The 10,241-nt window shown below is 61.1% G+C and carries 9 protein-coding genes; 1 reads left to right on the top strand and 8 read right to left on the bottom strand.

Features of this window, described 5'->3' with window-relative positions; all coding sequences use genetic code 11:
- Positions 1–797 precede the first annotated feature (797 nt).
- On the bottom strand, positions 798–2,807 hold the full coding sequence (gene tkt, locus DTF_RS0110330) for a transketolase (protein ID WP_027715256.1): 2,010 nt from the start codon (positions 2,805–2,807) through the stop codon (positions 798–800).
- Positions 2,808–2,984: 177 nt separating this feature from the next.
- Here tkt and DTF_RS25465 point away from each other — a divergent pair, with 177 nt between their 5' ends.
- Positions 2,985–3,434: a gamma-glutamylcyclotransferase gene (locus DTF_RS25465; protein WP_051361220.1), complete on the top strand. Its 450-nt coding sequence runs from the start codon at positions 2,985–2,987 to the stop codon at positions 3,432–3,434.
- Positions 3,435–3,480: 46 nt separating this feature from the next.
- Here the strand turns inward: DTF_RS25465 and DTF_RS0110340 are convergent, their stop codons facing one another.
- The 7 genes from DTF_RS0110340 to DTF_RS23050 form a co-directional block, all read right to left on the bottom strand.
- Entirely contained in the window at positions 3,481–4,845 is a 1,365-nt protein-coding gene (locus DTF_RS0110340; RefSeq protein WP_027715257.1) for a glutamate--cysteine ligase, read from the bottom strand.
- A 121-nt stretch (positions 4,846–4,966) separates the two neighbouring features.
- Positions 4,967–6,271, bottom strand: a complete 1,305-nt coding sequence (locus tag DTF_RS0110345; RefSeq protein ID WP_027715258.1) for a pyridoxal phosphate-dependent aminotransferase — start codon at positions 6,269–6,271, stop codon at positions 4,967–4,969.
- A 302-nt stretch (positions 6,272–6,573) separates the two neighbouring features.
- Positions 6,574–7,200, bottom strand: a complete 627-nt coding sequence (locus DTF_RS0110355) for an arylesterase (RefSeq protein ID WP_035056722.1) — start codon at positions 7,198–7,200, stop codon at positions 6,574–6,576.
- 58 nt (positions 7,201–7,258) lie between these two features.
- Positions 7,259–7,927, bottom strand: coding sequence for a TIGR04211 family SH3 domain-containing protein (locus DTF_RS0110360; protein WP_027715260.1), 669 nt, complete (start codon positions 7,925–7,927; stop codon positions 7,259–7,261).
- 150 nt (positions 7,928–8,077) lie between these two features.
- Positions 8,078–9,001, bottom strand: coding sequence for a radical SAM protein (locus tag DTF_RS0110365; protein ID WP_027715261.1), 924 nt, complete (start codon positions 8,999–9,001; stop codon positions 8,078–8,080).
- A 35-nt stretch (positions 9,002–9,036) separates the two neighbouring features.
- The gene (locus DTF_RS0110370) at positions 9,037–9,576 is read right to left on the bottom strand and encodes a THUMP domain-containing protein (RefSeq protein ID WP_027715262.1); all 540 of its coding nucleotides are present in this window, start codon (positions 9,574–9,576) and stop codon (positions 9,037–9,039) included.
- A gap of 18 nt (positions 9,577–9,594) precedes the next feature.
- A partial coding sequence (locus DTF_RS23050) for an FG-GAP repeat protein (RefSeq protein ID WP_193352696.1) occupies positions 9,595–10,241 on the bottom strand: 647 nt, incomplete at its 5' end.

Below are 10,241 nucleotides of genomic sequence, written 5' to 3' on the forward strand. Positions count from 1 at the left end.
AAAATGTTCTGCTGCTGAATGGATGTCCGTTCTGGTAAACGGCTACAGTGCTCCGTAGCACCGAAGGCGGGGGGCCGATTCTCTTCCGGCCCCCCTCGCGTGCGGTGTTTTCACTCAGAACGGGAACTGCACTACAGATGCGGACCTTGACGCAGGAGACCCATTGCGAGAGGCTCCCGTTTCTCACCGGTGCGGATAAGCAAGCCGTTTTCAACTGCAGCGCCGTTATTGATAAATCCGAGATTGGCAAAGGCGTGCTCCACGCCAGTGGCAGGCCCTTTTCTGCATACTCTTTTAGGCCAGTAAAAGAGTATGTCGCCGTCGGGGGGCGAAACCCCCGGGTTTTGAACAAACCCAACTTTCAACGGATACGAACAGAGACCGCGGGCGCTACGCCCCGCACCCCGTCTTCCTTTCTTTTTATCCCGCCGAAAAGAAAGGAAGCAAAGAAAACGGCGGCCCTGCCGGGAGCATGAAAGGCGGGGGGCCTGATCTCTTCCGGCCCCCTCGGTCACGGGTTTTTTTACCAAAACGGGAACTGCACTGCCGGGGAGTAACTTGACAATGGAGACCCATTGCGCGAGGTTTCCGTTTAATTTCGGTGCGGAAAGGCAGGTCGTTACAATCCGCAGTGCCCTTCTTGATGACTCTAAAGATAGGCGCAGGCATGCTCCACGCCAGTGGCGGGCCCTTTTCTGCATACTCTTTTGGGCCTGCAAAAGAGTATGTCGCCGTCGGGGGGCGAAACCCCCGGGTTTTTGTCGGGTTCGCAGGAGAAAAGAGACGTAATAATCAGGTCAGCGAGGGTCATGGATCAGAAGTGCTCGCACCTTCCCGGCGATCCTCTCCGACGAAAAGCCGAAGTGCTCCATCAGCTCCCCGCCCGGAGCACTGGCGCCGAAACCGGTCATCCCGATCACCGCTCCTTCCCGTCCCACGTACCGCTCCCAGCCGAAGGGCGAAGCGGCCTCCACGGCCACCCTGAGGGTGCAGGACGTGGGCAGCACCGCATCCCGGTAGCTTTCTTCCTGCGCCTCGAAGAGCTCCCAGGATGGGAGCGACACAACCCTCACCCCGATCCCCTCCTTCTGGAGGATCTCCCGCGCCGCCAGTGCCGGATGAATTTCCGAACCGGTGGCGATGATAATCGCCTGTAGCCTTCCCTCCTCTTCGGCAAGGACGTAGCCCCCGCGGCGCAGATCATGGGCGGGCGCGTACCGGTCCCGGTCGAGAACCGGCAGTCCCTGCCGGGAGAGGATCAGGGCGGTGGGTCCGGTGCGGTTTTCGATGGCGATCTTCCAGGCCTCGGCCGTTTCGTTGGCGTCGCAGGGCCGAATGACCGTGAGATTCGGCACCGCCCTGAGGCCGGCAAGCTGTTCGATCGGCTGGTGGGTGGGACCGTCCTCGCCCAGGCCGACGGAGTCGTGAGTGAAGACGTAAATGGGGGCGATGCGCATCATGGCCGCCAGGCGCATGGGGGGACGCATGTAGTCAGAGAAGATCAGAAAGGTGGCCCCGAAGGGGATGAGCCCCGGGGTGCGGGCGAGTCCGTTGAGAACACCCCCCATGGCGTGCTCGCGGACTCCGAAATGGATGTTGCGGCCGCTATGGTCGGGACGGAAGGACTCTTCGCCCTTGAGGAGGGTGTTGGTGGAGGGGGCCAGATCGGAAGATCCGCCCAGCAGCAGGGGGAGCCGCGCGGCCAGAGCGTTGAGGACGATTCCGCTCGCCACGCGGGTAGCCAGGGGTCCGTCTTCGGGATCAAAGGCCGGCAGCTCCCGGTCCCAGCCCTCGGGAAATCCTCGATCGAGCATCTGCAGCCAGGGCACAAGCGGGGAGTCGTGGGCATCCCGGAGGGAGTCGAATCGCTCCCTCCATCGCCTCTCCAGAACCCGGCCCCTTTCGACGGATTGTTTCATGTGGTCCCGGACGTCTTCGGGGACCCCGAAGGACTCTTCGGGATCCCGCCCCATCAGGGTTTTGATCAGCCGAACCTCCTCCTCGCCCAGCGGCGCTCCATGGGCTTCGGGGGTGTCCCGCCTGTTGGGGGAGCCTTCGGCGATGTGTGTGCGGGCGATGATCAGGGAGGGGCGGGGATCCTCCCTGGCCCGCTCCAGGGCGGCATCGATTTCCGGCAGATTCTCTCCTCCGACCTTCTCCACCTGCCAGTGGTAGGCGCGAAAGCGGGCACCGACCGATTCGCCGAAGCTCAGGGCCGTATCCCCCTCGATGGTGATGCGGTTGTCGAGATAGATGCAGATCAGGTTTCCCAGGCGCAGCCGTCCGGCCAGGGAAGCCGCCTCCGAGGCGATCCCTTCCATCATGTCGCCATCGGAGCAGAGGATGTAGATTCGGTAGTCGAACAGATTCGCATCGATCCGCTCGGCGAGGAAGCGGCCGCCCATGGCCATGCCCACGCCTGCGGCGAAGCCCTGACCCAGAGGCCCGGTGGTGGTTTCCACGCCGGGCGTGTGACCGAACTCGGGATGCCCCGGAGTCCTGCTCCCCAACTGGCGGAAATTTCTGATCTCATCCAGCGGTAGATCGTAGCCGCTCAGGTGAAGCATGGCGTAGAGCAGCATCGAGGCATGTCCACAGGATAGAATGAAGCGATCCCGCCCCGGCCATTCTGGATTTGCGGGATGATGCCGCAGGTGGCGGGTGAAGAGGAGATAGGCGATCGGCGCCGCCTCCATGGGGGCGCCCGGATGGCCCGATTTGGCCTTTTCCACGGCGTCGGCGGCCAGCAGGCGGATAGTGTCGATGGACTGCCGGGCCAAGCCGGCATCGAGCGCAGTCGATTTCATGAAAACTCCTCTTATTACATTGAATCAGCAAGAGAGCGGTTTTTCAAGAGGCGGGCAGACACGGGGCCAACCAGGCAGCTTTAAGCATGCAATTCCCCGGTGAAACTTCGTGCCCCTCGTGGCTAAATGCTTTTCCGGGGTTAAAATAAGTGCAGAACCCGAGAAGGAGGAGATCCCATGCTCTATTTTGCTTACGGCCCCAATATGGACGAGGAAATGCTGGTCGAACGCGGAGTGACGTTCAGCAAGGTATGCACGGGGAAAGTTCGCCACATGCGGCTGGCCTTCTACAAGCCAGGCGAGGACGGGACGGGCAAGGCGGATCTGCAGGACAAGAAAGGAGCCGAAGTGGAAGGAGTGATTTACGATATTCCGGAGAACAGCCTGGCGAATCTCGATGTCTACCAGGGAGTGGACCGGGGCCATTACCGCCGCCAGGCCGTCACCGTGCAGACCTCCCGGGGGGAACTCGAGTGCTTCGCCTACCGGGCCGCCAAATTCCGTACCGGTCTGAAACCGAGTCCGGACTATCTGCGGTCCATCATCCGCGGCGCCGAAACCCACCGGCTCTCCCCCGACTATCTGGTTTTTCTCAAATCTCACGACACCATGGAGCCGACGAGCTGAAAAAAACACGACCCAAAACTTTTGGCGAACGCAGGACAGAGCAGACCTAAGTCCCGAATCCGCAGTGCTCCATCAAAACCGCCATCTTCTCCTTCCGGGTCCCTTTCCACCGGGACAGAAGCTTCTCTGCCAGAGTCACGCCTTCTTCGGCGATTTCCTGAATCTCATCCAGGTAGATCCCTTCATCCCTTCCCTGGCGGTTTCGCTTCTGCTGTCTTTCCAGCCCCCCCCGGGCGATGGCCAGGGCGTCCAGAGCCAGCTCCCGCAAGGTCCTCTTGCCCATGGGGGTCTTCAACCCCAGACGGGAGGCTTGTCGGTAGAGTTCGTTCCGGGTTTCTTCATCCTGGTCCGCAAGCAGCGACCAGATCTCTTGCAGCGCAGCCGCATCGTAGAGCAACCCCTTGCTCAGGGCCGCCACGGCCAGAGTCATTCGCGGCGGAAGGGCGTCGGCGCTGCGGATCTCGATCTGGGGACGCAGACGGGCCTCGGGGAAAAGGGTGGAGAGGTGCAGGTCCCAGTCGGCGAGGGTGGCACGCTGCCCCTCGAATCCTTCTTCCAGATAGCGGCGGAAGGGGAACCGGCGGGCCGTCAGGTTGATGAACTGTCCGCCGCGAAGGATGAAATACATGGGGACATCCAGGGCGTATTCAACATAGGTGGAGTAGCCGGCGTCCGGGCGGAACATCTTCGGCAGCAGGCCGGTGCGATCAGGATCGGTGCGGGACCAGATCTCCCCCCGGGTGGAGAGAAAACCCGTGGGATGACCGTCCATCAGCGGAGAGTTGGCGAACAGCGCATAGAACAGCGGCGACAGCGCCAGAGATATCCGCAGCTTCATCATGCAATCGGCCTCATCCGAATAATCCAGATTGACCTGCAGACTGGCGCTCTGCTTCATCATCCGCTGACCCATATCGCCGGTCCTGGCCATGTAGGGCCCCATCACCTGGTAACGGGCCTTGGGTACCCAGGCGATCTTCTCCAGAGGGGTGAAGGGCTGCACTCCCAGCCCGAGAAAACACAGGCCGAGGGGCCGGGCCTTGCCGACGATCTGCCTGATGTGCCCGATGAAATCGGCGTTGGAGCAGTGGATATCCGGACAGAGCCGCCCGGACAGCTCCAACTGCCCCCCCGGCTCCAGGGTCAGAGAGGATGTCTCTCCCATGAGGGCGACCAGGCGTCCTTCCTCCCGGAGGCCGCGCCACAGGCCCAGGCCTTCGAGATTCTGCAGCAGGGTCTCGACTCGGTCAACGGAGGCTGCCTCGCCCGTTTCCGCATCGACGACCAATTTTTCCATTTCGGCGCCAATGCCCCAGTCCTCCTGGGGCCTGGCGCCCCGGGCCAGGTAATCGACCAGATCCTGTCTGGAGCCGACGGGCTCGGCCAGGTCCGTTTTAACCAGCGTCGTCATAGCACTAAGATACCATTTCCCCGACCGTGCAAAGGTCGGATTTTCTCTCGATCTTGAAAAAAAGAGCCGGCGTAAAGCGCCGGCCCCAGAGACGAGCAAAGCTCGTAAAAGTCTCCCGGTGTCAGGAATCGAGATAGAGGGTGATGTTCTCGGCGATGGTCTTGAAAATCCGGGTAAATTCCTTCTCGTTGCGCTCCAGCAGGGTGATGCGGAAACCCCTTTCCGGAGTGCAGAACGAGGAGATGGGCACCACGCAGATCCCAGTGGCGGCCAGCAGATAATAGACGAAGCGCTTGTCCAGGGAGACTTCCGGCCCGTTGACAAGGCTCTCCACCATCTCCCGCACTTCCTTGATCTCGATCGGAAGGGTCTGACGATCGGTCAGCTTGCCCGGGGTGAAGACCACGCTCATGTAGAAGGCGCCGTTGGTGCGGTTGACCTTGATCCCGGGGACGTCCTTGAGCAGATCGTAGGCGATGTTGGAGCAGAGCTCGTAGCGGCTCCTGCGCTCTTCCAGGTAGAGAGGGTATTCGGGATGGCTCATGAGCAGCGGGATCGCCTTCTGAGGCAGGGTGGTGGAGCAGACCTCGACCATCTTGGAATCGAGAATGCTCTGCACATAGCGCTTGAAGACCGGATCCTTGTCGGCGTTGTAGACCTCGATCCAGCCGCAGCGCGCCCCGGGCCAGGGAGCTTCCTTGCTGATCCCCTTCATGGAGATGGCGGGCACGTCGCCGATCAGGTCGGATATGGGCTTGGTCGACTGGCCGTTGTAGACGATGTTGTGATAGATCTCGTCGGCGATGATGAAGAGATCGTACTCCTTGGCGATGGCGATCATCTCCTTAAGAATCCGTTCGGGATAGACCGCTCCGGTGGGGTTGTCGGGATTGATGATCAGGATGCCGGAGATCGCTGGGTTGTACTGAACGGAGAGACGCAGATCGTCCAGGTCGGGATACCAGTTGTTGTCGGGGTCGAGACGGTAGGAGACCGGCTTCTGCCCGGCATGGGCCGCTTCTCCAGAGGAATGGGTGGAATAGGTGGGAGACGGGCCGATGACCCGCGCTTCCCGTTTCAGCAGTCCGTAGACCTTCTGGATGGCATCACCGAGGCCGTTGAAGAAGATGATGTCCTCAGCGGTGATCCGGGTTTTTCCGCGTCGGTTGGTCAGCTCGGCGAGGAACTGGCGGGTCTCCAGAACTCCTTTGGTCGGACAATACCCGTACGAGCAGTCCTTCATGGCAAGGTCGGCCACGATCTTCTTCATCCAGACGGGGATCTTCTCCCCCTTGGCCACCGGGTCGCCGATGTTCTCCATGTTGGTCTTGATGCCGAGCTGCTGGAGCTTTTCGGCGATTTCAACGATGGCCCGGATTTCGTAGGTGAGTTCCCCGGCTCCGATATGAACGATATTGTTGCGCATGCGATGTTCTCCTCATTCGATCAATGCAAAAAGGCCATGGACGCTGCCCATGGCCTTTATCTGTCTGTATTCGTGGGGGTTATCCCCCCTCCGCGGGGCAGCAGACGGATTTGAGGCGCACGGACGCGGCGACCGCCGCGATCATAGCTCGCGCTGCCGGACCTGCCTTGATCTGTCGTCCGTCGTAGATCATATTCCTCTTTCCGCTTTCCCGCATGAAAAGATGGCAACTTCCTTACCATGGCCCCACAGGAAAGTCAATTCATTTTCCCTGGCCCGCCTCAAGCCTCAAGCCTCAAGTCCTATAACGCTCTTGCCTTTTTCAGCAGAGTCTCAACGGCCTGCGCCAGCTTTCGATATCCTTCTGCATTGGGGTGGAACCGGTCGCTCTTGAGGGAGTGCTCGCCGAGGATGTCCGGGAGGATTTCCCCCTCATAGGGGATACTGAATTCTTCCGCGATTTCCTGGTAAAAGTCGGGTGGGGAGAGGATCAGGCCAGGTCTGGGCACCCCAAGCAGAACGACGTCGATGCGCCGCTCCCTGGCAATGGCTACCATCGCCTTGAGATTGGCGGCGGCATTTTTCTCACCCGTCCTGCGCAGGAGGTCGTTGCCGCCGTGGCAGAGGATCATCAGGTCCGGACGGTGCCGGTCGAGAAGCTCCACAAGTCGGGACCTGCCCTCGCCGCTGAGCTCTCCGGAAATTCCCGCGTTGATGACCTTGCGCCCGATCAAGGCCTCCAGATGGGCCGGGTAGCTTCCTCCTTTTTCCGCTCCGGTGCCGTAGGTGAGGCTGTCTCCGAAGGCGAGGACCACCGCCTCCCGGCCGAGAGGAGCGACGGACGGAGTCCGGTCGCAGGCCGTCAGCAGCAGCGAAAAAATAGCGAAAAGGAGGGCGGTCCGATAAATCAACTGGGTAAAATGGGACATTTCGTCTCGTTGGCAACAGCCACGCATTCTGTATTCCTCAGTCTTGATTTACCAGATATTAAAACCGCCTCTTTTTCCTGGAGACCTTACCGATGATCCATCCGACCACGAAAACCCCTGCGCCGGCGAGAAACCACTCGATCATCCCCCGTCGCAGCAGCTGAGTATTGTCCTCCTCCAGGGTAGCCAGTTCGGCGGCCAGGCGCTGGTTCTCCTCCTGAAGCAGATCACGCTCGGCGGTGACCTCCACCACGCGTCCCGAATTTTCCGCCAGCGTGTTGTATTTTTCGAGGGCCGAGCGCAATTCGCTTTGAGTTTCGGCTAGGGTTTTCTCCAGAGACTGAGCTCTCTCCCTGAGGCTCTCCAGTTCCTGGGCCTGGGGCGACTGGGCGGCTTTGAGTTCCTCCATCCGCCCCTTCAGGCGGTCGACTTCTTTTTCCAGACGCTCGATGATGATCGGTTTCGGGGTCTCCTTGGTGATGTACTGCGCCTGGACGAAACCGACGAGGCCTTCCTTGGTGCGGATCTTCAGGAACTGGGCGTCTTCCTCGAGAACCTCCACCGGTTCGTCGGTGGGGAGGGTGGTGAGCGGTGCGGCCCCCGGCCCCTTGCCGTCGCGCACGGTGATGATCAGGCGATCGGAGACGAAACGGGTATCGGCGGCAACCGGCAAGGCGGATGCCAGAACAAGCACAAAAAGGCACACTATGCCGATGGCGGTTTTCATAAGCGTTCTCCCGGGATGTTTATTGCCGTCAGAAAAACTGAAGTTGTACTCGATCCAATCCCTCCTAGACTATGCCCGTTTATGCCTGAAATCAAGTGATAATTGGGACTTAGGATTGCAGCGAGGCTGATCGGAAAATGGGTGCAGGCCTCAGGGCCGGTCCAATCTGTGCAGACCGTATTCCTCGGCAAGATCTCTGGCCGCCCGATATTCGGCCCGGGTCGGTCGCCGATTCAGGGGAGGGAACTCGTCGGCGCGGTAACAGGGACGGTACTGGTCCATGAGATTGAGGTAGGTGTCAGGGGAGATCTCCCGGGCGATGAAGGCGAGGATCCGATCGGTTCCGGCCAGGTTTTCAGGCAGAACCAGGTGGCGGATCAGGAGCCCCCGGCGGGCCACACCCGCTTCGTCCTGGTCCAGGTCCCCCACCTGCCGATGCATCTCCCGGACGGCGGCCCGATTGACCTCGGCGTAATCGCCCACCCCCAGGTACTCACGGGCAATCAGGGAATCGGCGAACTTCATGTCCGGCATGTAGATGTCGACGACCCCGTCCAGCAGGGCGAGGGCTTCGGGGCTGTCGTAGCCGCCGGAATTGAAGACCAGCGGCAGGCGCAGCCCCTGTCCGACGGCAAGAGAAAGTGCGGCGAGGATCTGGGCCACCACGTGGCTGGGAGTGACGAAATTGATGTTGTGGCATCCCTTCTCCTGCAGATCGAGCATCATGTCGGACAGCTCTTCGGCATCGACCTCCCGCCCCTCCCCCTTCCGGCTGATCTCCCAGTTCTGACAGAAAACGCAGCGCAGGTTGCACCAGCTGAAAAAGATGGTCCCAGAGCCGGAACGGCCGACAAGGGGCCGTTCTTCACCATGGTGAGGCCCGCAGCTGTAGACCACCGCCCGCTCGCCGGTGCGGCAGACCGCTCCTTTGGTGCTCAGAAGCCGGTTGACGTGGCAGCCGTTGGCGCAGAGGTCGCAGCGCTTCAGGTGCGCCAGAGCCGCATCGGCCCGCCGGGCCAGTTCTCCGGATTCATGCAGACTCAGATAGGCGGGAGTGAAATTTGCGGACATCATCGGAGCCCTATGATCCTGCAAGGGTATTCACAGCGTCAGCTCACCCTTACGAAGGGATAGCGTTCCATCAGTTCCCGGGTCAGGAAGGCTACCCCGCAGCGATCGCCGATCGTTTCCACCACAACCACGGCGTCGGGATGATCGAAATCGATGCGGGCCGACTTGCCTAGTCGCCCCAGTTCCTCCTCGATATAGGCATCGACGGCCCTCTCGGCTTCGGGAGAGACGATCCTCCCCTTGAGCCCTCGCCTCTCCAGGCGCACGTAAAAGCCCTTGTCCGCCAGATGATCGATATAGGGACGGATCGCCTCGCACACCTTTTCGACGAACTCCTCGGCCCGGAAGGGAAAAACCCGCTCCACAGGGATCACCCTGCCGAGGTCCTGAAAAGCGATGAGCTGGCGGGCGGTTTTCTCCCGAACGGTTTCCAGAAATGCCGCGGGGTCCTCGACCCGGCCGATGACGACGCCCAGATAATCGGTGCGATGAAAATCTCCATGGGGCTTCAGCTCTTCCATCAGGTGGCGGAATCGCCCTTCACTGGCCATGGTCACCACAAGGTTGAATTCCCACATGCACTTCTCCGAGTCGGCTCAGGGACGACGGAAGGGGTAGACGGCTCCCGATTCCGCTATATCCAGAGAAGCGGCGAAGGGGGCTCCCACCAGGGCCGCATCGCCGCTGAGGGCGACGGAGATGCCGAAACGATCGCCCACCCCTCCGTCTGCGGCGGAAAGAACTTCGCCCCGCTCCCACACATCTGTACCGGTGCGGCGGAAAAGGTGTGCGCTACCCTGGTCGAAGATTCCGTCCCTGTCCTCGAAGGGGGCCCCGAGGAGGATATCGTTGCCGCTGAGGGCGACGGAGTAACCTAACTGGTCGCCGACTTCTCCATCGGCGGCGGTCAGGATTGTGATCGCCATCCAGAGGTCCGTTTGCGGGTCGATGCGACGGAAGACGTACGCCGCTCCCGGGTTGAGGATGCCATTCCGGTCCCTGAGAGGAGCGCCGATGAGGGCATCATCCCCTTCCAGGGCCACGGAGAAGCCGAACTGGTCGAGGGACTCTCCGTCGGCGGCCAGAAGGAGGGCGACCTCTTCCCATAGATCGGCGATGGAATCGGTACGGCGGAAGACGTAGGCCGCCCCCTGGTCGACAATGCCGTCCCCGTCCCTGAAGGGGGCGCCGATGAGGGCATCATCCCCTTCCAGGGCCACGGAGGAGCCGAACTGGTCGTCCA

It is taken from the genome of Desulfuromonas sp. TF (assembly GCF_000472285.1).
In the GTDB taxonomy this organism is placed as follows: domain Bacteria; phylum Desulfobacterota; class Desulfuromonadia; order Desulfuromonadales; family ATBO01; genus ATBO01.

Coding starts and splice junctions, on each gene's coding strand:
- DTF_RS0110365 (WP_027715261.1), bottom strand. CDS start 9,001: ATGATGTCCGCAAATTTCACTCCCGCCTATCTGAGTCTGCATGAATCC.
- DTF_RS0110340 (WP_027715257.1), bottom strand. CDS start 4,845: ATGACGACGCTGGTTAAAACGGACCTGGCCGAGCCCGTCGGCTCCAGA.
- DTF_RS0110355 (WP_035056722.1), bottom strand. CDS start 7,200: ATGTCCCATTTTACCCAGTTGATTTATCGGACCGCCCTCCTTTTCGCT.
- DTF_RS25465 (WP_051361220.1), top strand. CDS start 2,985: ATGCTCTATTTTGCTTACGGCCCCAATATGGACGAGGAAATGCTGGTC.
- DTF_RS0110345 (WP_027715258.1), bottom strand. CDS start 6,271: ATGCGCAACAATATCGTTCATATCGGAGCCGGGGAACTCACCTACGAA.
- DTF_RS0110360 (WP_027715260.1), bottom strand. CDS start 7,927: ATGAAAACCGCCATCGGCATAGTGTGCCTTTTTGTGCTTGTTCTGGCA.
- DTF_RS0110370 (WP_027715262.1), bottom strand. CDS start 9,576: ATGTGGGAATTCAACCTTGTGGTGACCATGGCCAGTGAAGGGCGATTC.
- tkt (WP_027715256.1), bottom strand. CDS start 2,807: ATGAAATCGACTGCGCTCGATGCCGGCTTGGCCCGGCAGTCCATCGAC.